Source organism: Paenibacillus sp. FSL P2-0136 (assembly GCF_037975325.1).
In the GTDB taxonomy this organism is placed as follows: domain Bacteria; phylum Bacillota; class Bacilli; order Paenibacillales; family Paenibacillaceae; genus Paenibacillus_AQ; species Paenibacillus_AQ silagei.
This window is the reverse complement of record NZ_CP150244.1, coordinates 1,233,311-1,255,883: the sequence shown is the minus strand read 5'-3', so window position 1 is coordinate 1,255,883 and position 22,573 is coordinate 1,233,311. Positions and strand designations below refer to the sequence as shown.

Annotated in this window: 19 protein-coding genes, 1 tRNA gene and 1 pseudogene; 7 read left to right on the top strand and 14 right to left on the bottom strand. The window is 53.9% G+C overall.

Features of this window, described 5'->3' with window-relative positions; all coding sequences use genetic code 11:
- Positions 1–290: 290 nt before the first annotated feature.
- The 3 genes and pseudogenes from NYE26_RS05365 to NYE26_RS05355 all read right to left on the bottom strand — a co-directional run.
- Positions 291–851 (bottom strand): annotated as a pseudogene (locus NYE26_RS05365) (amidase family protein); the annotation flags it as partial.
- A 420-nt stretch (positions 852–1,271) separates the two neighbouring features.
- Positions 1,272–2,849: a gamma-glutamyltransferase gene (gene ggt / locus NYE26_RS05360; protein WP_339254403.1), complete on the bottom strand. Its 1,578-nt coding sequence runs from the start codon at positions 2,847–2,849 to the stop codon at positions 1,272–1,274.
- Positions 2,850–3,075: 226 nt separating this feature from the next.
- The gene (locus NYE26_RS05355; protein WP_036696174.1) at positions 3,076–3,453 is read right to left on the bottom strand and encodes a PH domain-containing protein; all 378 of its coding nucleotides are present in this window, start codon (positions 3,451–3,453) and stop codon (positions 3,076–3,078) included.
- A 461-nt stretch (positions 3,454–3,914) separates the two neighbouring features.
- Here NYE26_RS05355 and abc-f point away from each other — a divergent pair, with 461 nt between their 5' ends.
- Positions 3,915–5,948: an ABC-F type ribosomal protection protein gene (gene abc-f, locus NYE26_RS05350; RefSeq protein ID WP_339254401.1), complete on the top strand. Its 2,034-nt coding sequence runs from the start codon at positions 3,915–3,917 to the stop codon at positions 5,946–5,948.
- 45 nt (positions 5,949–5,993) lie between these two features.
- Positions 5,994–6,467 (top strand): ASCH domain-containing protein, encoded by a 474-nt coding sequence (locus tag NYE26_RS05345; RefSeq protein ID WP_339254399.1) that lies wholly within the window; start codon positions 5,994–5,996, stop codon positions 6,465–6,467.
- A gap of 95 nt (positions 6,468–6,562) precedes the next feature.
- On the opposite strand, the gene NYE26_RS05340 is transcribed toward NYE26_RS05345, so the two are convergent.
- The 3 genes from NYE26_RS05340 to NYE26_RS05330 all read right to left on the bottom strand — a co-directional run bounded on the left by NYE26_RS05340 (position 6,563) and on the right by NYE26_RS05330 (position 8,538).
- Entirely contained in the window at positions 6,563–6,718 is a 156-nt protein-coding gene (locus NYE26_RS05340; protein WP_156949647.1) for a hypothetical protein, read from the bottom strand.
- 201 nt (positions 6,719–6,919) lie between these two features.
- The gene (locus NYE26_RS05335) at positions 6,920–7,537 is read right to left on the bottom strand and encodes an NUDIX hydrolase (protein WP_339254396.1); all 618 of its coding nucleotides are present in this window, start codon (positions 7,535–7,537) and stop codon (positions 6,920–6,922) included.
- Between the two features lie 50 nt (positions 7,538–7,587).
- Positions 7,588–8,538, bottom strand: coding sequence for an RNA methyltransferase (locus tag NYE26_RS05330; RefSeq protein ID WP_339257331.1), 951 nt, complete (start codon positions 8,536–8,538; stop codon positions 7,588–7,590).
- A 317-nt stretch (positions 8,539–8,855) separates the two neighbouring features.
- Between NYE26_RS05330 and NYE26_RS05325 the strand changes: the two genes are divergently transcribed.
- Positions 8,856–10,211 carry a dipeptidase gene (locus NYE26_RS05325; protein ID WP_339254394.1) on the top strand — a complete coding sequence of 452 codons (1,356 nt, stop codon included), beginning with the start codon at positions 8,856–8,858 and terminating at the stop codon, positions 10,209–10,211.
- Positions 10,212–10,377: 166 nt separating this feature from the next.
- Here the strand turns inward: NYE26_RS05325 and NYE26_RS05320 are convergent.
- The 3 genes from NYE26_RS05320 to NYE26_RS05310 form a co-directional block, all read right to left on the bottom strand.
- A tRNA-Gly gene (locus NYE26_RS05320) sits at positions 10,378–10,451 on the bottom strand.
- Positions 10,452–10,535: 84 nt separating this feature from the next.
- On the bottom strand, positions 10,536–12,659 hold the full coding sequence (locus NYE26_RS05315) for an EAL domain-containing protein (RefSeq protein WP_339254392.1): 2,124 nt from the start codon (positions 12,657–12,659) through the stop codon (positions 10,536–10,538).
- A gap of 188 nt (positions 12,660–12,847) precedes the next feature.
- Complete coding sequence (locus NYE26_RS05310; protein ID WP_200869575.1) at positions 12,848–13,807, bottom strand: aldolase catalytic domain-containing protein; 960 nt, start codon at positions 13,805–13,807, stop codon at positions 12,848–12,850.
- 218 nt (positions 13,808–14,025) lie between these two features.
- On the opposite strand from NYE26_RS05310, the gene NYE26_RS05305 reads away from it, so the two are divergent.
- The 4 genes from NYE26_RS05305 (at position 14,026) to NYE26_RS05290 (ending at position 16,750) form a co-directional block, all read left to right on the top strand.
- Positions 14,026–14,268 carry a FeoA family protein gene (locus NYE26_RS05305; protein ID WP_036696155.1) on the top strand — a complete coding sequence of 81 codons (243 nt, stop codon included), beginning with the start codon at positions 14,026–14,028 and terminating at the stop codon, positions 14,266–14,268.
- Positions 14,265–16,277, top strand: a complete 2,013-nt coding sequence (gene feoB, locus NYE26_RS05300) for a ferrous iron transport protein B (protein WP_339254389.1) — start codon at positions 14,265–14,267, stop codon at positions 16,275–16,277. The genes NYE26_RS05305 and feoB overlap by 4 nt, the downstream gene beginning before the upstream one ends.
- 37 nt (positions 16,278–16,314) lie before the next feature.
- Positions 16,315–16,506: a FeoB-associated Cys-rich membrane protein gene (locus NYE26_RS05295; RefSeq protein ID WP_339254387.1), complete on the top strand. Its 192-nt coding sequence runs from the start codon at positions 16,315–16,317 to the stop codon at positions 16,504–16,506.
- Between the two features lie 112 nt (positions 16,507–16,618).
- Entirely contained in the window at positions 16,619–16,750 is a 132-nt protein-coding gene (locus tag NYE26_RS05290) for a hypothetical protein (RefSeq protein ID WP_256707444.1), read from the top strand.
- A 108-nt stretch (positions 16,751–16,858) separates the two neighbouring features.
- On the opposite strand, the gene NYE26_RS05285 is transcribed toward NYE26_RS05290, so the two are convergent.
- The 5 genes from NYE26_RS05285 to leuB form a co-directional block, all read right to left on the bottom strand.
- The gene (locus tag NYE26_RS05285) at positions 16,859–18,391 is read right to left on the bottom strand and encodes a leucyl aminopeptidase (protein WP_339254383.1); all 1,533 of its coding nucleotides are present in this window, start codon (positions 18,389–18,391) and stop codon (positions 16,859–16,861) included.
- A gap of 129 nt (positions 18,392–18,520) precedes the next feature.
- Positions 18,521–19,624, bottom strand: a complete 1,104-nt coding sequence (locus tag NYE26_RS05280; RefSeq protein ID WP_036727689.1) for an ATP-binding protein — start codon at positions 19,622–19,624, stop codon at positions 18,521–18,523.
- A gap of 334 nt (positions 19,625–19,958) precedes the next feature.
- Positions 19,959–20,366 carry a hypothetical protein gene (locus tag NYE26_RS05275; protein ID WP_036727687.1) on the bottom strand — a complete coding sequence of 136 codons (408 nt, stop codon included), beginning with the start codon at positions 20,364–20,366 and terminating at the stop codon, positions 19,959–19,961.
- A gap of 223 nt (positions 20,367–20,589) precedes the next feature.
- Positions 20,590–21,129, bottom strand: a complete 540-nt coding sequence (locus NYE26_RS05270; protein ID WP_036727686.1) for a peroxiredoxin — start codon at positions 21,127–21,129, stop codon at positions 20,590–20,592.
- A 237-nt stretch (positions 21,130–21,366) separates the two neighbouring features.
- A complete protein-coding gene (gene leuB, locus NYE26_RS05265; RefSeq protein WP_339254381.1) occupies positions 21,367–22,449 on the bottom strand; it encodes a 3-isopropylmalate dehydrogenase in 1,083 nt (360 codons plus the stop codon).
- Positions 22,450–22,573 lie beyond the last annotated feature (124 nt).

Here is a 22,573-nt window from a genome sequence, read left to right as displayed (position 1 = left end):
GCAATATCGTCTCTGCCCGCAGGCCCGATCAGAACGCCCTCCTTCTTCCTACTCTCTCCGCCTTGGGCATCACCACCGCTGTTCGCAGACCTGAGCAGAACGCCCGCCTTCTTCCTATCCCCCCCGCTACAGGCATCACCGCTTCTGTCCGCAGACCCGAGTAGATCGCCCGACTTCTTCCTATCCTCCCCGCTACAGGCATCACCGCTTCTGTCCACAGACCCGAGTAGATCGCCCGACTTCTTCCTATTTTCCTCGCACCGGGCATCTCCGCCGCTGTCCACAGCCCCAAGCAGAACGCGCCCCGTCTTCAGCAGCAGCTCCGTGCTTCCAGCGATCCAGCCCACCGTATCAAAAGCTGGGGCCAGCGGAATAACCCCCTCCAGGGATACCGCACCGTGAGTCGGCCGATAACCGAACACACCGCAATAAGCGGATGGAACCCGGATGGAGCCGCCGGTATCCGTTCCGAGGGCAAAATCCACGCTCCCCGAGGCCACCGCCACCGCCGACCCGCTGGACGAGCCGCCGGGAATCCGGTTCTCCCCGTGCGGATTCACCGGCGTACCGTAATGATAGTTCTCTCCGCCAAGGCTGTACATCAGCTCATCCGTATGGGCTGCCCCCCGCAGCGTAGCTCCGGCTTCCAGCAGCTTGCGTACCGCAGCTGCATGGGAGTCCGAAGGTCCATGGCTGCGCAGCCAGTCCGGGTTACCGGCGGAAGAGCGGTGCCCGGCCACTGCGAAGACATCTTTTACCGTGAAGGTCAGGCCGTGCAATACCCCGTGCCCGCTGCCGGGAATCTCCAGCTCCGGGACCCGGAATGCACTGTGCCGATTATCAAGAACCATGCTGCTCCACCCTCTCCCTCCCGGACAAACCGGGTTACTCTCACCCTGCCTCTTACCTTCCTGCTCTCCCTGCCTCCCTACCTCCCTATCTCCCTGTCTCCCTATCTCCCTATCCCCCTACCTCCCTATCTCCCTATCTCCCTATCTCCTTGTCTCCCACTCCCCTTACCTCCCTACCTCGACTTACCTCCCTATCTCCCTAATTCCCTATCTCCTTGTCTCCCTATCTCCCACTCTCCCATTCCCCTTATCTCCCTATCTCCTTGTCTCCCTATTTCCCTATTTCCCTATTTCCCCATCTCCTTGTCTTCCTATCTCCTTATCCCCTTATCCACTTACCTCCCTATCTCCCATTCCCCTTATCTCACTATCTCACTATCTCCCTATCTCCTTGACCTTCCCGCCACGAATCCACCCCGTCTACCACCCGATAGCCGCTCCATCAGAACGAGGGTCCGTCCCCCCGCTGCGGTAGCCGTTACCGTCAATCGAGATGGCGTGGGCGTGACCCATCAACCCGTCATAGCTCTCTGCCTCACGAACCAGATGTCCCGCCTCCGCCAGCTCCGCCCGCACGGCTTCCGCCACCCGGTTCTCGATCCGCAGCTCCTGAGTCGGCTCCCCCCAGGTTCTGCCCCAGACGAAGCGCGGTTCACTCACCGCAGTCTGCGGGTCCATCCCATAGTGAAGCATGCGCGTGAGCAGCAGGGTCTGCGTCTGCGGCTGTCCTTCACCGCCTTGTGTGCCATAGAGATAAGCCGGCTTCCCGTCCCGGCAGGCCATCGCCGGCATCAGCGTGTGGAAGGTGCGCTTGTGGGGCTCCAGCGTATTCACATGGGCGGGATCAAGCGAGAAAAAGGACCCGCGGTTCTGGAGCAGAATTCCCGTATTCCCGGCCACAACCCCCGACCCGAATTCGAAATACAGACTCTGGATGAACGACACCGCGTTACCCTCTTCATCTACTACCGCCGCATAAGCCGTATCCCTTCCAACTGGTTCGCTTCTGAGAGCAAGCGCCTTACGGGGAGAAATTGCCGCCGCGAGTTGAGCCGCATAGGGCTTACTCAGCAGACGGTCCAGCGGAATGCTGCTGAAGGACGGGTCGGTGAGCACCTGGTCCCGGTCACGGAAGCTCAGCTTCAGCGCCTCCACCAGCAGATGATAATACTCATAGGAGCCGTGCCTGATCTCCGCGAAGTTAGAATGCTCCAGGATATTAAGCGCCATGAGCGCCGTGAAGCCCTGCGAGTTCGGCGGAACCTGATAGACGGTATGCCCATGGTATTCGGTCTGGAGCGGCTCCTCCCAGCTTCCCTGATGGTCCGCGAAATCATCGCGGGTCAGGTACCCGCCGGTAGCCTGCATATAATTACTGATCTCTTCCGCAATGCTCCCTTTATAAAAAGCATCCCGGCCTCCCGCCGCAAGCGTCCGCAGCGTCCCGGCCAGCTGCCGCTGTACAAACCGCTCTCCCGCCGCCGGTATCCGGCCGCCGGGAAGATACACCGCCGCCGCTTCAGGCGACAGCGCGGCTCCGGCCAGAACACTGCCGCCATGCTGGTCCGGCGACAGCGGAAAGCCCCCGGCGCTGTAGCCGATAGCCGGCTCCAGCACCTCGGCCAGGGTCAGCCGTCCATACTCCCGCTGGACGGCCTCCCAGCTATCCGCCATTCCGGGCACCGTAATGGCGCTGCGCACACCCCGCCGGGGAATGGCCTCTTCCCCGGCATAGCAGTCCCGGCGGACGGCGTAGCCCGAGCGTCCGCTGCCGTTGTAGGCCCGCACGCGCCCTTCGCTGGCGCTGTACCCCAGCCAAAAGGCGTCGCCGCCGAGCCCGGTCATATGCGGGTAGACCACAGCCAGCGCCGCGCTGACTGCAACGGCCGCATCATAGGCGTTGCCGCCTTTGGCCAAAACTTGCGCGCCCGCCGCCGAGGCCAGATAATGCGGGCTGACCACCATTGTTTTCGTTCCGGTCACCGGTCCTCTCCTCATGTTCCGCCTCCGCCTCCCTTCCCTGCCGCTTAAGTTAGTGTCATTTAACAGCAGGACCTGAACCCCTGTCAACGGCTTCCGCAGGACTCTACATTTGCTGCCGCTTATTTTGTGAGCCATGCACAAATTTCAGGACGGAAGCAGACCCAGGCGGGCATTCGTTCTACCCGTCTGTTATATGGAGCTGCAGCAGGCTACAGCCTTAGTACGCCCTCTGTGCGCCCCCTTACTTCAGGATATATTGCGACAGCACAGCCTGCACTTCGTAGATATCGACCGATTTGTTGAAGGTTTTCTTCAGCGGCAGCCCCGCGCCCGAGATATACAGACACAGCTCCGCATCCAGATCGAAATGCCCCGCCGTCTCCACAGAGTAATGAGTGATGCTTTTGTAAGGAACAGAGTGGTATTCGGTTTTCTTGCCGGTCATCCCCTGCTTGTCTACAAGAATCAGCCGCTTGTCTGTAAAAATAAACATGTCCCGGACCAGCTTATAGGCGCGCTCAATCTTTTCATTCGGAGCCAGAATCCGTCCATATTCCCGCTGCACCTCCCCCAGCTCCACCTGAGTTGCATTGCCGAGCAATCCGTTAAAAATCGCCATAACTCTCCTCTTTTCCCGCAGCTGTTATAAGGGCAACGCCCCCTCGCCACACTCCATACTACTTGCAGTGCCATGCATTTATGTCTCTGCGGGAACAATTCTCCCTTGCTTATTTCGGGATTTTTGGTTACACTAGCTTTAAATTTATCAAAAAGGAGGTGTAGGAGAATGGATCACAATCGGACCAACAGTGTTAGCAGCCGGCTGATTAATATTATGGCTGGCGTTATTCATGCAAATCTGGACAACGGGAGAAGTCTGTCCATTTACATGAATTTAATAACACTACAACATTGTGAAATGCCTTTCTCGCCTACACTTCAACGGATATCCTAACCCGAAGAATACTCAGGCCGCAGGGAAATTTCCCTGCGGCCTTTTTATGCTGTTTTGACCGGAATCCGCAGAAGCCAAAGGACGGCGAAGGAGAGTGCATTCCTAATTAAAGGAGAAGAATAACGATGATTATCTCATGTCAAAATATCCAAAAATACCACGGTGCCCAGCTCGTTCTGAGCGATATCACCTTCGATATCCGCCAAGGCGAAAAAATCGGTCTGATCGGCCGCAACGGCTGCGGCAAAACCACCCTCTTCCACCTGCTGAGCGGAGAAGAACGCCCGGACCAAGGGCAGCTCTCCATCCGCCGGGGCAGCGTCATCGGCCTGCTTGCCCAGATTCAGGAGGTGAACGAGAGCGACACGGTCTATGCCGTCCTCCAGCGCAGCTTCGCCGAGCAGCTCGGCTGGCAGCGCCGCCTGCGGGAGCTGGAGCAGGAGATGTCTTCCTCCGGCGCGGGCGAAGACGGGCAGGCCTGGAACCGGCTGCTTAAGGAATACGGCACCCTGCAGGAGAAGTTCGAGGCCGCAGGCGGCTATGAGCTGGAAGCCTCGATCCAGCGTGTAGCCTCAGGGCTGGGAATTGGAACGGGACAGTACGACCGCCGCTTCTCCTCCCTCTCCGGCGGAGAGAAGACCAAGGTAGGGCTGGCCGAGCTGCTGCTGCGCCGTCCCGACATCCTGCTGCTCGATGAGCCGACCAACCATCTGGACATGGAGGCTATCGAGTGGCTGGAGCAGTTCCTCCAGAGCTATGACGGCACGGTGCTGGCGATCTCCCATGACCGTTACTTCCTGGATGCCGTGGTGAAGAAGGTCATCGAGATTGAAGACGGGGAGGCTTTCACCTTCCATACGAACTACAGCGGTTATCAGGTGGAGAAGGAAGCCCGGCTCCTTCAGCAATTCGCTGACTACCAGGAGCAGCAGAAGAAGATCAAGCAGATGCAGGAGAGTATCAAAAGGCTGATCGAATGGGGCAACCGCTCCAATCCGCCGAACCCTTCCTTCCACCGCCGTGCGGCGTCCATGCAAAAGGCGCTGGACCGGATGGTCAAGGTCAAACGCCCGATCCTGGAGCGCAAGTCCATGGATCTGCAGCTTCAGCAGGAGGACCGGACCGGCAACCAGGTCGTCATCCTGGACCGGATCAGCAAGTCTTACGGGGAGCGCAGGCTTTTCTCGGCCGCCAGCGATATTCTGAGATATGGCGAGACCACCGCACTGATCGGCGGCAACGGAGCAGGCAAAAGTACCCTGCTGAAGATCATCCTTGGCCAGGAGTCACCGGACAGCGGGAGCTGTACGCTTGCTTCCCGAGCTGTCGTCGGTTATCTTGCCCAGGAAGCTGTGCCGGAGGAGGGCGACCACTCCGTGCTGCGGTATTTCCGCGAGGAGGCCGGACTTGAAGAAGGCGAAGCCCGCGGACAGCTGGCCCGCTTCCTTTTCTACGGCAGCGATGTCTTCAAGAGCATCACCAACCTGTCAGGAGGAGAATGGACCCGGCTGCGCTTCGCGATCCTGATGCACAAGAGGCCGAATCTGCTGATTCTGGATGAGCCGACCAACCATCTGGATATCGATTCCCGCGAAGCGCTGGAGGAAGCGCTGGAGGAGTTCCCCGGCACCGTGCTGGCGGTATCCCATGACCGTTACTTCATCAACCGCTGCTTCGGCAAGCTCTGGCATATTGACGGCGGACGCTTCTCCTCCTTCTCGGGTAACTACGAGTATTATAAGGATAAGCAGGCTGAACATGCCGCAGCCGCCCAGCGGCAAGAGGCCACGCAGCCGGAATCTTCCGGGGGCGGCACCGGCAAGCCCCGCTCCTTAAGCGGGCAGGTAGACCGCTCCCCTTCTGCCTCCGCCTCTGCCTCAGCAGGTTCGGGTACGGAATCCGCTTCCTCCCGCCGCAAGAATACAGGGGGATCACCCTCCAGCCCTGCCAGTCCGAACCGCAAGCCGCGTCCGGCAGCTTCGTGGGAGCAGGACATTGCCGCAGCGGAAGCGCAGCTTGCTCTTATCGATGCCGAGATGCTGGACCCGCAGCTGTCGAGCAATGCAGAGAAGCTGGCCGAGCTGCAAGGAATGAGAGATGCTGCACAGCAGAAGCTCGATGAACTGTATAGCGGCTGGTTGAGCGAAGCGGAGATGTGAATTGTAGACAGACTAAATACTAAATCTAAGGTAGAGGTGACCGTAATGACATTAACTCCGGAAATTGCGAAATATTGGGAGAGTTATCTGGTGAAGCATCCGGAAGCGGCAGACAAATTCGACAGCGCCTGGGCGTTCGGCGACAATCCCCGGCTGGCAGATGAGCTGCTGGATCTGGTTCTTAGAGGAATCAAGACCGGGACCGCGCAAAATTATGAGTTGATTGAAGCGCAAGGGCTGACCATGCCTTTTACAGGCGGTTTATCCATCCTGCTGGACAGCACAGGGCAGCCGCGCGCGATCATCGAAACAACGAAGGTGGAGGTCGTTCCATTCGCTGAGGTAACCGCTGAATTCGCCTACTCCGAAGGGGAGGATGACCGCAGCCTTGAATCCTGGCGCTACGAGCATGAGGTGTTCTTCACCAGGGAGCTGGAGCGTGAGGGTAAGCCCTTCGACCCGGATATGCGGGTGGTCTGCGAGACCTTCCAGCTGGCGCATATCAACAACGACTTGTAATTTCAGCATAAAAAGGCTGCTTCTTCACTTCGAAGAGGCAGCCTTCATTGTATATGTGTAAGTTAGTAGTGGAATATAGCTTCTGCGGACGGGTCTTAGAATTTCCAGATGCCCATCATCCAGCCGATCAACGAGATCCATAAGGGAATACTGATCAGGACACCCCATACCAGGCCCGTGGCGATATTGCCCTCTGTAGGCCGGGTCATCCCCTCCTGCGCAAGCGGAAGTCTTAGCTCTTCTTGTTCCATGCGATCCCCTCCTAAAATTCTTATCGTCAAAGCAGAGGAAAAAATGTAGACCGCCAGGCCCAAAAAGAGATGTTTTCGATAAATTTTTAGATATAAAGGCTCAGCGGATCATCACTGTAAAGGCTTACATAAATAATATTAACCAAAAAATGTATTCATAAAACTTATATACACTCTTGGTTATCTATTATATGCAGTGCTTTAGTCCAATATTACTTCTTTTTCGGGATGATGTAAATATTGGAACATAGTGTGTAGCTGCTCTGCCGTGTTGCGTTCTTCAGACAATTCGGGCAATGCATCCTCGGCAAAAAATCCAACACCGCTCGTTTCCACACCACCCGCCGCCTCCCCGCCGGTAATTCTGCACAGGATGAACATTTTATAGGTATGGTATGGCTCCGGCGGATGCTGATGGAACTTCTTATCCAGTACAGCAAGCAGACGAACCGCTTCCGCCTGGTAACCGGATTCCTCGGCAATCTCCTTGACAGCCACCTCACTCGGTGACAGGCCGATATCCGCCCACCCTCCGGGCAGCGCCCATTTTCCGTCGAGCTTCTCGTGTACGAGCAGAATTTTATCCTCCTGAAAAATCACTCCCCGGATATCCACCTTAGGTGTGCTATACCCGCCTTCACCCGCGAAAGAGAGCCGTATACGCTCCTTGCTCTCATACGTATAGTTCGCCAGAATATCCACGCTCAGCTCGCGCAGTGCCTGATAACGCTCAATATCATATACATCCTTGGCATATGTCAGTCCGGTCTGGGCAATCCCTTGAATTTCTTTGGCCCAGGTTAACCATTTCGGTTCCACAAGCACACCGCCTTCACTCGGATTTAGTTACGCTATTTCTTCCAGGCGCTCTACTCGCACAGCATCAGATGGCGGGAGAACGCACCTTTACGCGCCACACAACGGTCTACAATCGTAAAACCGGCCGCAGCAATCATCTCATCCACAGCCTCAATCGCCACAATGACCACTCTGTCCGCAATCCGCCGCGTATGGCTCAGAATCGCAAACTGCTCTTCGGGGGTAATCCGTGAATACAGATTATAAGGCATGTCCACGATCGCTGCATCGTAATGCTCCTGGATGTCTGCGATATCTCCGAGCGTAACAACGCTCTCGAAGCCGAAGTGAGCAATGTTCGTCCGCGCACCGGCTGCAATGAGCGGGTTAATATCACGGCCGACGACATCGATTCCCATCGACAGAGCTTCCACCATTACTGTGCCAATTCCGCAGCAGGGGTCGATCAGCTTCACACCGGGTATGCGCGGAACCGCCATATTGACCGCTGCCCGGGCTACCCGTGTGCTGAGCGCTATGGAGTAGCTGCGGGGCTTGTGCATCTGCCGGAACCAGGTTGCATTGTTCTTATGATAAGGGCCGAAGTACCAGCGTCCGCCGAGCGTTACAATCCCGTACACCAGCTCCGGATGATTCACATCCGCCTCTCCCTCAATCCGCAGGCCGATTTCCCGCTCAATCACTCTGCGCTCACCGTATTCGATTTTGTGTTCAGGAGCCAGATCATTAGTCTTCACAAAAATAACCTTAAAGCTCCTCCCCTCCAGCTCTACCTGCTCTGTCTGCTTGTAGATCTCCGGGAGCGTGTCCCCTTCGTACATCACATCAATCCGCTCTTTGATAAAAGGACTGCGGCTGACATCCACCTCAACCCCGCTTGCAAATATAGCCGGAGGGATCTCCCTGCCGAATAGGCAGCGCAGCTCCATCCCGCATAAAGAGGTCTCATCCGGTGAATGGGCATAAGTATATATATATAACGGTTCAACACTTGCAGGCATATTCGCTGACACTTCAATTTCGCTCCTGTCGCTTCCGCCGCGCTCGGCGGTTCCTTTGCTTAAACTAAGTAAGTCTATCACGGTTACTGCCAGTAATCAACAGCCTGCAAGGAACTGTACCCCAAGCTACGCAGCTCCGGTCAACCTATGTTGAAGGGCCGGGACAATCCTTTTTTGATCCATGGGGATATCTCCAGTATAATGAATGCATTACACTGCCGAACCTGAGCCGCAGAGACCCTCCGTTATGCCTTTCGCCGCATAATACGGGTAGCTGTGGTATTAAGCAGCGAATTCCAAGGAGGTACATAACCACAATGTCATACGAAACTTACTTTCAGGCTGAGCGTGAAGCCCAGCTCAGCGAACTCAAGCAATGGCTGGCTATCCCCAGCATTTCAGCCCTGTCCACCCACAAAGAAGATATCAATGCCGCTGCCGGCTGGCTGGTAGAGACCCTGAAGCGTGCAGGCCTTGAGAATATCGAGCTGCACCCTACAGCCGGTCATCCGGTGATCTATGCAGACTACCTTCACGCTCCCGGCAAGCCGACCATTCTGGTCTACGGCCATTATGATGTACAGCCGGTGGATCCGCTGAACCTGTGGACTACGCCTCCGTTTGAACCGGAGATCCGTGACGGCAAGCTGTATGCACGCGGCGCTACAGACGACAAGGGCCAGGTATTCATGCATATCAAAGCCATCGAAGCTATCCTCAAGCAAGAGGGCACGCTGCCGGTCAACATCAAGCTCTGCATCGAAGGGGAAGAGGAGATTGGCAGCGTCAACCTGCCGCCATTCCTGGAAGCCAACCAGGACAAGCTTGCGGCAGATGCCGTTCTCGTCTCGGATACCTCCCTGCTGGAACGCGGACGCCCCGCCATCTGCACCGGGCTCCGTGGTCTCTGCTCGATGGAGGTCACAGTGAACACCGCATTAACTGATTTGCACTCCGGCTCTTACGGCGGCGGCGTTCCCAATGCGCTGCATGCGCTGGTCTCGCTGCTCAGCACCCTTCACGATGATAAGGGCCTCGTATCTGTAGAAGGCTTCTACGAAGGTGTGCCTGCCCTGTCCCCGCTGCTACGCGAAGAATTCGCCAAGCAAGGTGTGGATGAAGACAAAATCCGGACCGCCCTCGGCCTGGAGCAATTGTACGGCGAAGAAGGCTACACCTTCGTGGAACGGGTCGGCGCACGTCCAACGCTGGAGCTGAACGGCGTATACGGAGGCTTCCAAGGCGAAGGCAGCAAGACAGTAATCCCGAAGGAAGCCCATGCTAAAATTACCTGCCGCCTGGTCGGCGACCAGGACCCGCAGCACATCCTGGATGCCGTTGAAGCCCATCTGAAGGCTAATATCCAGAGCGGCGCCAAGGTTCAGGTGAAGCAGATGGAAAAGGCACGCGCCTTCAACATCGATCCGTCGCACCCGATCCTGCAGACCGCTGCCGATGCTTATGGCAAGGTCTACGGCACACGTGCCCTCTTCACCAAAGACGGCGGCTCCATCCCAATCATGGAGAGCTTCGCCCGCATCCTGAAGGCACCGGTCGTCCTGATGGGCTTCGGACTCGATGACGAGAACCTGCATGCGCCGGACGAGCATTTCAATCTGGAGAACTTCGACAAAGGCCTGCTGACCCTTGTCGAGTTCCTGAAGACCGTCTAACGTCCAAGGCAGACGGCTTACCTGTCACATCATATAAGTAAGCCAGGCCCCCGAAGGAATCGGAGGCCTGGCTGTTTTTTGTTTTATTTTCGCCTACATTTGGTCCAATCGCCCTCATTTTCACAACAAAAAAACCCTTGCGGACAAGGATTTCGGAAGTTAAATATGGAGCGGGTGATGGGAATCGAACCCACGCTATCAGCTTGGAAGGCTGAAGTTCTACCATTGAACTACACCCGCAACTCGAATTGAGTACAAGAAACATTGTAGCACCACTACGAATAAATTGCAACCCTATTAAATTCAGATACCGGAGTCCGGAGGTTACGACGGCATTTCCAGCAAAGGCCTGAGGAAGGACTGTTCGAATTCAGCCGCCTTCACCGGCTTGCTGAACAGATACCCCTGGGCCTCATGGCAATGCTGCTGGCGCAGAAAGTGCAGCTGCTCCTTGTTCTCCACACCTTCGGCGGTGACCTTGAGCTTCAAATGGTGGGCCATCGAGGTAATCGTAGAGACAATCGCGGCATTGTTGCTGTCCTCCATGACATCGGATACGAAGGAACGATCAATCTTCAAGCGGTCAATCGGCATATTCTTCAGATAATGCAGTGAGCTGTAGCCTGTGCCGAAATCATCAATGCTGATGCATACGCCAAGTCTTTTGAGGCGGTTCAGCTGGTCGAAGGCGGTCTCCTTGTCGAGGGTCATACTCTCGGTAATCTCCAAATCCACGTAGCAGGGATCTAGACCGATATCCTTCAGGATGGCATCAATTTTGCCGGCCAGATTGGGCTGCAGGAACTGGCGCATCGAGAGGTTAATGGACACGCAAATCGGATGATAGCCGGCATCCTGCCACATTTTATTCTGCATACAGGCCGTCTTAAGCACCCATTCCCCAATAGGGACAATTAGCCCGCTCTCTTCAGCGATAGGAATGAAATCCACCGGAGAGACCAAGCCGCGTTTGGGATGGTTCCAGCGCAACAGCGCCTCCATGCCGACAATCTCTTCTGTCTCAAGCAGTACCTGGGGCTGATAGACCAGATAGAACTCCCCCCGTTCCAGCGCCCGGCGCAGATCGTTCTCCAGCTTGAGCCGTTCCTTCGCCTTCATCTGCATAGCCGGAATATAGCGGCGGATCTCCACCCCCTGATCCTTGGCATTGTGCACCGCTGTGTCTGCATTCTGTATCAACTGCTCTGCCGTATCTCCATCCCCGGGGTAGATGCTTACCCCCAGACTCAGCGAGATATGGTATTCGCCCGACTCCAGGCCTACCGGTGTCTCGAACAGGCGCAGCAGCTCACCCGCCCGGACCAGACAATTCTCCAGACCCGTCCGCTCCGTCATCAGAAAAGCAAACTCGTCCGCTCCCATACTAAAGAGCTCTTCATTGACTCTAACCTCATCCCCGATCCGCCGGGCGACCAGCTGCAGCAGCAGATCTCCTGCATAATGGCCAAGAGAGTCATTGATATTCTTGAAATGGTTGATGTTCATAATGACCAGCCCGGCGAAGCCGCGGCTTTTGTCCTGCTCACTCTGGAGCACCACCTCTTCCATGCGCTGCATCAGGCGGCGTCTGTTCGGAAGACCTGTCAGCTCATCGTGATACGCCAGATAATTAATCCGCGCTTCCGCCTGCTGATTCTCCTGAAATGGCTCCTCAATCGTCAATCTGTAGACCCCGGTCAGCAGAAGATAATAGGCCGCTGCGCTGCTGAGCATCCCGAAGAGATAATCCAATTCTCCGACACTGAACAGATTCATGAAGAAGACCTGAGCCAGTGAGAAGAACACAAGGGAACGGATAATAATCAGCAGAGAGGCTGACTTTTCGCTTTTGCCAGGATAGATAATAATCGCAGCACCAAGCAAATAGACGAACAGTATCGCCATGTTCATCAGATCTCTTGCCGTTTCTGCCCATGGTTCGTCCGCCAGCCCGGAGACAATCAGGTTGCCGAGACCAAACACAGCCAAAGACAGCAGAATCACCACAAAAGCATTCCGAAACACCTTCCCCTTGACGCCGTTTCCTACAAGCTGGTCTTCTCTGCTGAAAATAAGCATAATCCCCAGTGCACTGGCCAGCCGGGAGAACGTCAGGAGCCATAAGGACTGCTCCGGGCTGATATACGAGGTGATTCCAGGAATACCTACAAACCCGAGTACATGCAGGAAATCAAAAATGCTCACCCCCAGGAACAATGCAGAGGTGTACAGCCTAGCCTTAGATAGACTATTGGCGAACAGCAGCCAGCCCTGGGCAAAAATCGCAAAACCGAACGCGACAGTACAGCAGCCCAAAATAAGGTAAAAGGCTATCAGTAAATCCTTGTCCTCGATTCGGCCCAGCGGTGTACGAAAAATCTGGATCAGAAGGAATAGCACAGCCCCCAGAATAGCCGCATGAATCGTCTTTCTCTCTTCTTGTCTCATAAGTCCCTCGCGTCTAAAAATAATATCTATAAAGTCAGATGGATGTGTATGATGTCCTATGTATAAATATCGGCTAGATAGCTCTGTAAAGTTACATTGATCACCTACTAATATTGTAAGGAAGCAGATTCGGCAGAAAAAAAGCACCTGCCTACAAACAGAGGCCAGTGCTTTCTCCTTCCAGACGGTTATTTGTCCCCGAAATTGACCTCGGGTGTTGTCAGTGTGTCATAGAAGTCAACCGCCTTATCTTTATCGGCCGAAGATCGCAGCGCCATTGCCGAGCGGGGATGCTCGTCCAGCGTTCCTGTAATCATATACGGAATGATATAGCCCCACTCTTCCTTCTCCCGCAGAGGGATCATCAGGTTCTCAATGATATCCAGAACAGGCCGGAGCGTATAATTCGTATTCTTCAGATGGGTAACCAGCAGCTCTGTAGGACAGTTGCCTGCGGCGCGGCCCATTCCATAACAGGAAGCATCCAGCAGCTCTACCCCCTTCTCGGCTGCAATCAGCGTATTGGAGAAGGCCAGCTGAAGATTGTTGTGGGTATGCACACCGAGCCGCTTCTCCGGAAGATGTGTCTTGAACTTCTCTACAAGGTAATGAAAGTCATTATGATCCAGGCTGCCGTAAGAATCCACGATATAGACTACATCAACTACGCTCTCACGGATCTGCTCGAAGGCTTCCAGCAGCTCATTCTCCATCACATTGGACAGGGCCATAATATTAATGGTCGTCTCATAGCCCAGGTCATGGAAGGTCTGCACCAGCTGAAGGGCCTTGTCCACATCCTTGCTGTAACAGGCCACACGGATCAGATCGAGCATGCTCTCGCTGCGCGGCAGAATATCATTCTCGTCCACCCGGCCGATATCGACCAGAGCCGACAGCTTCGTATGCCCCTTTTGCGGAATGACCTTGCGCAGGAAGTCATCATTCAAAAAGCGCCAAGGGCCTGCACCCTCTGCCCCTTTGAGCAGCTTCGGCGAGTTCTTATATCCGATTTCCATATAATCAACACCGGCTTCATTCAGTCCGGCATATAATTTCTGAACAAATTCAATACTGAAATCCCAGTTATTTACCAATCCCCCATCACGGATGGTACAATCGACAATTTTACTATGATTAGTCTTCACAATCTGTTCTCCCTTCGGGGTATCTCTTTAGTACTATGCTTATATTATCGTTCAATCATACTTTAATGAAGAAGATATTGTAAAGAAAATTTCAGTAATCTTCATATCGATTTTCGCTAACAGAAACAATGACATTAATCACAGAATAAATGGCAGTAAAATGCTACATTACAAGAAATCATTGAGATTGATTATCAGTCTCTTTCGGAGGGATAACAATGGCTCTAACATCCTGCTCCTTGCTGCGTTTGCAACCAGGCACTACCGGCTCCATTCAAAGAATTGAAGGCATGAATCCAATTTTGCGCCGCCGTCTGGCCGATCTGGGAGTATCTGAGGGTGTAATGATCCGTCTCAAGGGCAAAGGGCCGTTCATGGGTCCGATTACGCTTGAATGTAACGGTCAGCTATTTGCTATCCGGCGGAAGGAAGCATCTATGATAGAGGTGAAAGTATCATGAGCTCCATCGCACTTGTGGGGAACCCCAACACCGGGAAAACCTCGCTGTTCAATACCCTGACTTCCTCCTACGAATACGTAGGGAACTGGGCAGGCGTTACGGTTGAGAAAAAAATCGGCAGTCTGAAGAACGGAGCCGGGAAGCTCATCGATCTGCCTGGAATCTACTCCCTTCACCCCCTCTCCCGTGATGAGGGCGTAGCCGCACAATATCTAATCGAAGAAACCCCTGAAGCACTTATCAATATTGTCGATGCCTCGCAGTTGGAACGAAACCTGCTGCTTACCCTGCAGCTGCTGGAGTATGGCAAGCCGACGATCCTCGGACTGAATATGACCGATGTTGCCAAGGCGCGCGGCATTCAGGTGAACCCCGGCATTCTTTCGGAACAGCTCGGTATTCCCGTGCTGCCGCTGATTGCCCGGACAGGCAAAGGGACCGGTCAGGTGCTTAGCGTGCTGGAGCAGCCTTCCCATATCCCGCCTGTTACCTTCCAGTTGAATTATGGCGAACTCGCTGAAGAAGCCATAGCCTCCATTGTTACACATTTGCAAAAGATCTCTGGCCTGCCTAATCTCCGCTGGGTTGCTCTCCAACTGCTGGAGCAGAACCCGGTAATCCTGGAACTGCTTAAGAAGCGGACGGATATTTCCGGCTTGCTGCTGATTGCAGATACCGCTCAGACCCGGCTGCAGCGGGAGAAGCTTGCACTCACTCTTCCCCAGTGGATTCGCTCGGTCCGCATGGACTACATCCGCAAGGTGTGCGCTGAAGCGATAGACTCCACCCTGCAAAAACCGCATAATCTGACCGAACGTCTGGATTCCATCCTTACCCACCGTTTTCTCGGACTGCCCCTGTTCATCCTGTTTATGTATGTCATGTTCAAAACTACCTTTGACTGGATTGGCGGGCCGTTGTCAGATCTCTTGGATGGCTTCATCGGCGGTCAGCTCAGCGATTGGACGAATTCGCTGCTGGGGGCCATCGGGGCTTCGGAATTCACGCACGCACTGATCGTTGATGGTCTCATCGGCGGTGTGGGCGGCGTGCTCGTATTTGTTCCACAGATATTCATCCTGTTCCTGATGATCTCCTTCCTGGAGGATTCCGGGTATATGGCCCGTGTCTGCCTGCTGATGGACAGCACGATGGAACGGATGGGACTGAACGGCAAGGCCTTCATTCCGTTCATTATCGGCTTTGGCTGCAACGTACCGGCGATTATGGCGGCCCGAAGTATTGAACAACCCAAGGACCGGATGCTGACGACACTGCTTATGCCGCTGATGTCCTGTTCTGCCCGGCTTCCAGTCTATCTGCTGTTCGCAGCGGTCTTCTTCCCTGCCCAGCAAGCTGCAGCTGTACTCTCTATGTATGTCATGGGTGTTGTATTTGCCCTGGTTCTGTGTAAGTTCTTCTCCAAGTACCTGTTCAAGAATGAGGCGTCTATCTTCATTATCGAGCTGCCTCCTTACCGGATGCCGCAGCTCAAGACACTGAGCCGCAGCACCTGGGAGAAGGGCAAGGGCTTCCTGCGCAAAGCAGGGACCATTATCCTGGCCGGCTCGGTCCTGATCTGGCTGATGTCCTACGCTGGTCCTGGCGGTCTCAATGTGGACATGGATCACTCCTTCCTGGCCAAATTCGGCGGCTTCATTGCCCCGCTGCTGCAGCCGCTCGGCTTCGGAACATGGCAGGCGGGATCTACTCTGGTGCCCGGCTTCCTCGCTAAGGAGGTTGTGGTCTCTACCATGAACATCATCTACCATGCCCCGGATACAGCGGGACTGGAAGGCCAGATTGCATCAGTCTTTACACCGCTTAGCTCGATCAGCTTCATGGCCTTTATCCTGCTCTACATTCCTTGCTTGGCCACTGTCGGCGTTATCAAGAAAGAGACTGCGTCCTGGAAATGGACATTCTTCTCCATGGGTTACTCTCTGGTATTGGCCTATGCGGTGTCACTGGTGATCTATCAAGGAGGACGTTTGCTCGGATGGTCGTAGCCCCCGCAGCAAGTCCAAGTTATTAAGAGAGGAAGCGATGACGGCAATGATCGTTAATATTGTGATTGTGGCGCTAATATTCGGGTATTCCGGCTGGATAATCTACCGCCATGTGCAGAAAGGCAAGCAGGGGGCCTGTGCAGGCTGTGACAAGGGCAAGACCTGTCCCGCAGCAGCGATGGATTCACCTCTGTCCTGCGGCAGTGCTTCACTGGGCAGCAAGCGCTAGGATGCAGTTCTAGCGGATACAGACTTAGTATTCTTTCGTTTAGAAACCTTGGCATGCGGGTATGTTAGTTATAAGCTTTTAACAACCAGACTATTGCCAAGGAGGAATAACCATGAACACCAAGAAGACTTTGTTTACAACGGTAGCCTTGGGAGCCGCCTACTTGCTGAAGAATAAGAATACACGGGATAAGATTATGAATGGCGTCCAATCCCTGACGGCCCAGATGAAGGCCCGTAAATAGGCTGCTATTCCCGCAGTTATGAGAAGCAGAATTCCAAATGAACAAAGAGCCGCAGGTCTCAGGAAACTGAGAATCTGCGGCTCTTTGTGTCTGTTTGGACAATTCGGTCTAGGCCTCAGGGGAGCGGTGATCTGGTTCAGCCGCAGCGCTCAGCAGATATTCCAGCAAGGTGCGGACCATGATACCTGTGGCACCCTTAGGATTCACACCCCGTTCCGAAGACAGAAAGGCAGTCCCTGCAATATCCAGATGCACCCACGGCAATCCCTCGGCGAATTCTCCGATGAACAGCCCCGCCGTGCTGGCAGCCCCATATCGTCCGGCAGCATTGCGGAGATCCGCAACCTCGCTTGTCAGCATCTCCCGGAATTCAGGATAGACAGGCAACGGCCAGATGTGCTCCCCTGACAGCCTTGAGGCTGCCAGAAGCTCTTCCAGGAATGCTTGATCATTCGTTACTGCCCCTGTAGCCACATCTCCCAGAATCGACACCACAGCTCCTGTCAGCGTGGCTACGTCAATGATCCGCTGTGCGCCCCACTCCCGGGCATAGGTAAGCGCATCTCCCAGAATGATCCGTCCCTCCGCATCAGTATTGATGATTTCGACCGTTCTTCCACTGAGGGTAGTAATGATATCGCCTGGTTTATAAGCATTCGCTGCCGGCATATTCTCTGCCGCCGGAATCAGCATGACCACATTGACCTTGGGACGCAAATGCCCCAGCGCATCCATAACCGCCAGAACGGCTGCGGCCCCGGCCATGTCACTGAACATGCTCTCCATGCCCGGTGCCCGCTTCAGGGAGATGCCCCCGGTATCGAAAGTGATTCCTTTGCCGACCAAGCCCACTGCGTTCTCCCATTGATTCGTCCCCTGATAGCGGATAACAATCATGCGGGGAGGATTCACACTGCCGCTTCCGACCGCAAGCAAGCCGCCCATTCCCTTAAGCGCAAGCTCCCGTTCATCCAGTACTTCAGCCGGAAGCCCGTGCCGCTGTGCAATTTCGATAGCAGCCACTGCAAGACCCGAAGGAGTCAGCAGATTCCCCGGACGGTTGGTCAGATCACGGGCAAAGTTGGCAGCCTCCCCGAAAGCCTTCCCCCGCTTGATGCCTTGTCTCCAGGCTTCCTCTTCTGCTGCTTCGCTCTTGCCTTCCGTACGCAGATGTACCGTATCTATACCCGTATAGGCTGCCTGGTCCAGCTTATAGTGTCTTCTGCGGTACGACCCCAGGACCAGCCCTTCCGCGATGGCCTGGCCGGCCTGCTCCGCCTTCAGCGCCCCAGTCAGCCCGCCCGGTATCGCCAATATCTGCACAACCAGCGCAGCGGCCTTCAGCCTGTAAGCTGCCCTGGCGGTCTGCGCCATCAGCTGCCGCAGCTCGTGCATACCCATCTGGCCCTTTCCGCTTCCGGCCAGAATGACCACAGGCTGCTCAGGCTGCTCCATTACGGGCAGTATATACACTTGCCCTTGTTTGCCACTGAACAGGCCCGCAGCGGACAATAGGCGGACTCTCGCGGCCCAATCTGCCGGAAGTCCTTCTCCCTGTGCCTGTGCCTCTGAGATGATTAGACATACAGCATCTCCTTGCGGCGAAGCTTTACCGGCATCACTGCTCCATTCAAAGATCAAGCTCCATCCCTCCGACTAACGCAGATAAGGCTGATCTCCCGCACTTGTTCGTGCATTGCAGGAATCAGCCCTTACATATTGATTATAACCCGAATGCACTCCACCGAGAACAACGGGCTTAAGATAGCATTAGTGAGTAAGCGGAAGCGAAATGACGAACCGGGTTCCTTCATTCAGCCGGCTGCTGACCGAGATGCAGCCGCCATGATTCTTGATGATCCGGTCACTGACGGAGAGTCCGAGTCCCGTCCCATTCTCCTTCGTGGTGAAGAACGGATTGAACAGTCTGTCAAGCGTGCAGATATCCATTCCCTTACCGTTGTCAGAGATGAAGATGCGCACCTCTGTTCCTTCTTTACGTGCGCCTACCTCAATCCGGCCTACAGAATCATCCACCCGCTCCGAGATCGCTTCCATCGCATTTCTGATCATATTTAGCACAACCTGCTTCATTTGCTTAATATCCCCTGAGATGACCAGGTCCTCCTGGAGCACCTGCAAGTTGATCTGGCAGCCCTTCATCAGCGCCTCGCTCTCTGTCAGCAGGACCACTTCCTTCAGCAAGGCAGAGACAGGAATCATGCTGATCTGCGGCACAGAAGGCTTGGAGGAAGTCAGAAATTCATGAATAATGTCATTGGCACGGTCAATCTCCGCTAATATAATCTTCGCATATTCTTCTTTGCCAAGCAGATGCAGATGGGGATGAAGCAATTGTATGAACCCCCGGATAGCCGTCAGGGGATTGCGGATCTCGTGGGCGATGGAGGCCGATAACCGGCCCAGCATGGCCAGGCTGTCGTTCTGGTAGGCCGTCTGTTCAATCAGCTTGTAGTCGGAGATCTCTTTGAATGTGAACAGGTAGCTGCCCTTCATTTCCTCTCCGCTGGACAAGGTTGCGCGCCAGTACCGTCCATATTCATCCACAAATTCATAGCTTGGCTTACCTTTGAGCACCATTTCACGATAACTCCTGAGCACCTGTTTCTTCTTGAAGCGGCTGAGCTGAATATGGGATAACAGATGATGCAAGGTGCAGCCCAGAAGAGAGTGACGGTTAAGCTCCAGAATGCCGTACATCTGCTTGTTGACGAAAGTCAGCACACCCTCATCATCAAAAAGCAGAATCCCGCTGTCGATGTGCTCCAGCACATCCTCAAATGTGGTATCCATCGGACCAGATTGAAACGTTCTTGCCGATAATAGCAAGCTTTCCTGATATTGGCTTATCACGATACGAAGTTCCCCCTTTTACTGCAATTGACGAAGACGCTTAAGCGACATCAAATTACTATGTATCTGAGTATATGACGAAGCCGCCAGAACATTCGAAAATCGTATTGTATTATCCAACCGTTTCAACTATATTCCAATCATATCCAAGAGAAGAAGACAACGCAATCAGAGAATCTGTCGAATGGCAAAAATATTCCTAAAATGATTCTTAAGACACATTTAAGTGGGAGGGGAATGATTTGTTTCCTGCAAATACATTGAAAAGAGCCCCCGCCAGGCGGCGGGAGCTCACTGATTTATAACATGATGGTGGCAGGATCAAGACAGATATTCAAGCCTTCTGCTGGAGCCGGTGACGCCGCTGGCTCATGACAGCCAGACGCTTCTTCAGCTCACGTTCCCATTTGGAGTCGCCGATCTGTTTGGCAACCGCCAGCAGGTCCAGCGACATATCGATCTGGCTGCGTATGATCGCGAGCGGGTCCTCGCTCTCCATATTGATGACGTTCTCGAAGATCGCTTCCTCTTCCTCCATCACATAATCCTGGAAATCCACATCCGTGACGCCGTCGCCATGGGCATATTCCGCCAGAATTTCATATTCATTCTCGACTTTGTAATGTACCTCTACCCGGTGGCATACCGGACAAAAAAGCAGGGGAACATTATGGACTTGCGTGCGATAATGCTTTAGGGTCCCCTTCGTTCCAACCATACTCGCTCCACAGCAAAAGCTCATTTTTGTTCACCCTCCTTGAGTGTTGTCGTTGATTTGATTTCCTATTAGTATATTACAAAACAGCGGGAGAGATTCCTCTCCTTACAAGCTATATATTAACCTTTATGCCCATTTTCAAACGCCATTCCATATCTTTGCAAAAAACCTCCTTGAAGGGAATAATGCTTCCCGCAAGGAGGTCCTCTTAGTATATCAAAGATCGCGGTTCATGAGGCCCGGAAGCCTACAGGTTCTTGTCGCCTGGCTTCCAGTTCATAGCGCACAGCCCGCCGGATTGGAGAGCCTGCAGCACACGCAATGTCTCTTCAACGCTGCGGCCCACATCGTTATGGTTAACAACCTGATACTTCAGTTCACCTTCAGGATCGATGATGAACAGTCCGCGCAGCGCAATGCCTTCTTCTTCAATCAGGACGCCATAATCGCTGGCAACCTTCTTCGTGATATCAGAAGCCAGAGGGAAGTTGATCTGGCCAAGACCGTTCATATCCTTAGGTGTAGACAACCAAGCCTTGTGGCTATGGATGGAGTCGATGCTCACACCTAGAATTTCTGTATCAAGCTCTGCGAAATCAGCAGCAGCATCACTCAGGGCTGTGATTTCAGTTGGACATACGAAGGTGAAATCAAGCGGATAGAAGAAGAATACAAGCCATTTGCCGCGATAGTCGGACAAGCTTACCTTACCGAAATCCTTACCGTCGCCTGTTACTGTCTCCATGAAGAAGTCAGGAGCGGGTTTACCTACCAAACGTTCTGCCATTGCTTAAATCCTCCTTTTGATTATGTAAGAAAAACAGCTACCGGACCGTTGCCGGATGCAATATGCTTTTCTTGATTTTATTGGATGGTTACATTCTTACGGGTACAGACCAAATGTTATCATCGTACAAAATCAAAGTCAATATTACATTGATTACTTTTTTATAATAATTATAAATAAGCAACATTTTGTGAAGTTTTTCTTCATTCTGCGTCAAAAGGGATACATGTGGTAGAACTAGGCTTTGCGGATAGCGGCTACAATCAGGTCGCCCATCTCTGTGGTGCTGATCGCCTTGCTCTTATCAACTGCGATATCGCTCGTCCGGTGACCGGCATCCAGTACCTCCGCAACTGCGGCTTCAATGGCTGCGGCTGCATTCTCGTAGCCGAAGGTCATACGGAACATCAGTGCAAGCGACAGGATCGTAGCGATCGGGTTCGCCAGCCCCTGTCCGGCAATGTCAGGCGCGGAGCCGTGAACCGGCTCATAGAGGCCGTAGCTGCCTTCTCCCAGTGAAGCGGAGGCCAGCATACCAATGGAGCCTGTCAGCATCGCTGCTTCATCGCTCAGGATATCACCGAACATATTCTCAGTCACGATGACATCGAAGCTCGAAGGACGGCGCAGCAGCTGCATCGCACAGTTATCCACCAGCACATGCTCAACTTCAACCTGCGGATATTCCGGCGCCAGTCTGTTCACCACTTCACGCCACAGACGGGAGGTCTCCAGAACATTGGCTTTGTCGACACTCGCCAGCTTGCCCCGGCGCTTCCCGGCAATCTCGAACGCCTGGCGTACGATCCGTTCCACTTCAGTGACGTTGTAGACACAAGTATCTACCGCTTCTTCCCCATGCTCACCTTGACGGCGCAGCTTGTCCCCGAAGTAGATCCCGCCTGTCAATTCACGCACGACCATCAGGTCTGTGCCTTCCAGGACCTCCGGCTTCAGCGTCGAAGCATCCTTCAGACAATCGAAGACCACCGCCGGACGCAGATTGGAGAATAGGCCAAGCGCCTTACGGATACCGAGCAGTCCGGTCTCCGGACGCAGTTCCTTCGGATTGTTATCCCATTTCGGTCCGCCTACGGCTCCAAGCAATACAGCATCGGCGTTGCGGCAGATCGCAAGCGTATCCTCAGGCAGCGGAGTTCCGCGTTCATCAATGGCGATTCCGCCGAACAGGGCGTGCTCTGTTTCAAATGTATACCCGAACAGCTCTTCCGTTCTTTTCAATACCTTTTCCGCTTCCGCCACAACTTCAGGTCCGATACCGTCCCCGGCAATTACGGCGATTTTTTTGACCTCGCTCATTCCTGTCACTCCTTAGGTAGTCCTGCTGGTCGCAGACATAGTTCTTCTGTATATTGTTGTATCATAACGAAGGACAAAGGACAAAGATATAGATTCTATCACGTTCATAGATATAGCCTATAAG

Coding starts and splice junctions, on each gene's coding strand:
- ggt (WP_339254403.1), bottom strand. CDS start 2,849: ATGAGGAGAGGACCGGTGACCGGAACGAAAACAATGGTGGTCAGCCCG.
- NYE26_RS05355 (WP_036696174.1), bottom strand. CDS start 3,453: ATGGCGATTTTTAACGGATTGCTCGGCAATGCAACTCAGGTGGAGCTG.
- abc-f (WP_339254401.1), top strand. CDS start 3,915: ATGATTATCTCATGTCAAAATATCCAAAAATACCACGGTGCCCAGCTC.
- NYE26_RS05345 (WP_339254399.1), top strand. CDS start 5,994: ATGACATTAACTCCGGAAATTGCGAAATATTGGGAGAGTTATCTGGTG.
- NYE26_RS05340 (WP_156949647.1), bottom strand. CDS start 6,718: ATGGAACAAGAAGAGCTAAGACTTCCGCTTGCGCAGGAGGGGATGACC.
- NYE26_RS05330 (WP_339257331.1), bottom strand. CDS start 8,538: ATGCCTGCAAGTGTTGAACCGTTATATATATATACTTATGCCCATTCA.
- NYE26_RS05325 (WP_339254394.1), top strand. CDS start 8,856: ATGTCATACGAAACTTACTTTCAGGCTGAGCGTGAAGCCCAGCTCAGC.
- NYE26_RS05315 (WP_339254392.1), bottom strand. CDS start 12,659: ATGAGACAAGAAGAGAGAAAGACGATTCATGCGGCTATTCTGGGGGCT.
- NYE26_RS05305 (WP_036696155.1), top strand. CDS start 14,026: ATGGCTCTAACATCCTGCTCCTTGCTGCGTTTGCAACCAGGCACTACC.
- feoB (WP_339254389.1), top strand. CDS start 14,265: ATGAGCTCCATCGCACTTGTGGGGAACCCCAACACCGGGAAAACCTCG.
- NYE26_RS05295 (WP_339254387.1), top strand. CDS start 16,315: ATGACGGCAATGATCGTTAATATTGTGATTGTGGCGCTAATATTCGGG.
- NYE26_RS05290 (WP_256707444.1), top strand. CDS start 16,619: ATGAACACCAAGAAGACTTTGTTTACAACGGTAGCCTTGGGAGCCGCC.
- NYE26_RS05275 (WP_036727687.1), bottom strand. CDS start 20,366: ATGAGCTTTTGCTGTGGAGCGAGTATGGTTGGAACGAAGGGGACCCTA.
- NYE26_RS05270 (WP_036727686.1), bottom strand. CDS start 21,129: ATGGCAGAACGTTTGGTAGGTAAACCCGCTCCTGACTTCTTCATGGAG.
- leuB (WP_339254381.1), bottom strand. CDS start 22,449: ATGAGCGAGGTCAAAAAAATCGCCGTAATTGCCGGGGACGGTATCGGA.